We start from the raw sequence: 1,136 nt of genomic DNA, 5'->3' as shown, positions 1-1,136 counted from the left end.
GATAAAGCTCAAAAAATTGCTGGCATCAAAATTGATGTCCAAAATTTTGTTCCTCAATTTAATGAGAAACTATATTCATTAACGTTTTGTTGTTCAGTTTTCAAAGTTCATTTTTGCTGTCTTACCGACAACATTTCTATTATACCTAAATAAACAAAGTGTGTCAATAGTATTATTTCAAACCTGTTTCTACAGGATTTTTATTATATCGCTATAACTTCATCTGGTCAATAATATTTTTTAACCTCTTATTTCCAAAATTGCCACCAAGCTTTTTTATATTTTCCCATATCTTTATTTTTCACTTCTGTAATAGCGTCTACTATTTGCCTTTTTACTTCCATAGATTCTTTTATTAAAAGCATTAACTTTTGATCACGAGCTTCGATACTATTTTTGATATATATTTCTTGTTTTTGAAGTTGCTCAATGAGGTGCTTATTAAATTCCGTTTGTTCTTTTGTAAAAGTAGAAAATCCCTCAAGAATTTTGCTGTAATCTGAAGTTAATATGGTTGCTATATCAGATATACCATTTGTATCATCTATATTCGACTCAAGAATTACTTTTACCACTTCTTCTAATGTTAAAGAACTGGATTTTTTTAAATCTATTATTTTCTTAAGCACATCAACATCCTTGTTATAGAATATACGATGGCCAACTGAGTTTTTAGCAAATTTATAGTGATATTTTTGCATTAATGTACAGTATTTTCGAAGAGTACTATCTTGGACACCTAAAATTTTACTTACTGCTGAATTATCAAATGTTAATTTTTCTTCACCAATAGAAACATCTGTCATAACTGATATATCAGACATTTTATCCCCTCCTTATACATATCAATTCGAAAAAAATCAGTACAATCCTTTTAAAACCTTTTTACAAATATAGACATTTCAAGGGGAATAATGTCAAAATACCATTTTTTCGCGAAACAAATTAAATTAATATCTGCTATATCAGATATAGTATGTTTGTTTATCTAGGAAATTTTTCTTTCAATAATTTCACATACAAAAAACCACCACTATAATTTAGTGGTGGTTTTTATTTGCCTAGCAACGTCCTACTCTCACAGGGGGAAGCCCCCAACTACCATCGGCGCTAAAGAGCTTAACTTCCGTGTTCGG

1 protein-coding gene and 1 rRNA gene are annotated in these 1,136 nt (G+C 29.5%); both read right to left on the bottom strand.

All coding sequences use genetic code 11. The annotated features are described in order from the left end of the window. Positions 1 to 248: 248 nt before the first annotated feature. A complete protein-coding gene (locus D8M03_RS17580) occupies positions 249 to 824 on the bottom strand; it encodes a MerR family transcriptional regulator (RefSeq protein ID WP_121216066.1) in 576 nt (191 codons plus the stop codon). Between the two features lie 235 nt (positions 825 to 1,059). Continuing rightward, positions 1,060 to 1,136 (bottom strand): 5S ribosomal RNA (gene rrf / locus D8M03_RS18155); the annotation flags it as partial.

It is taken from the genome of Ureibacillus endophyticus (assembly GCF_003628435.1).
In the GTDB taxonomy this organism is placed as follows: Bacteria; Bacillota; Bacilli; order Bacillales_A; family Planococcaceae; genus Ureibacillus; species Ureibacillus endophyticus.
The sequence above is the reverse complement of the archived record's forward strand: the minus strand, read 5'-3'. Positions and strand labels throughout refer to the sequence as shown.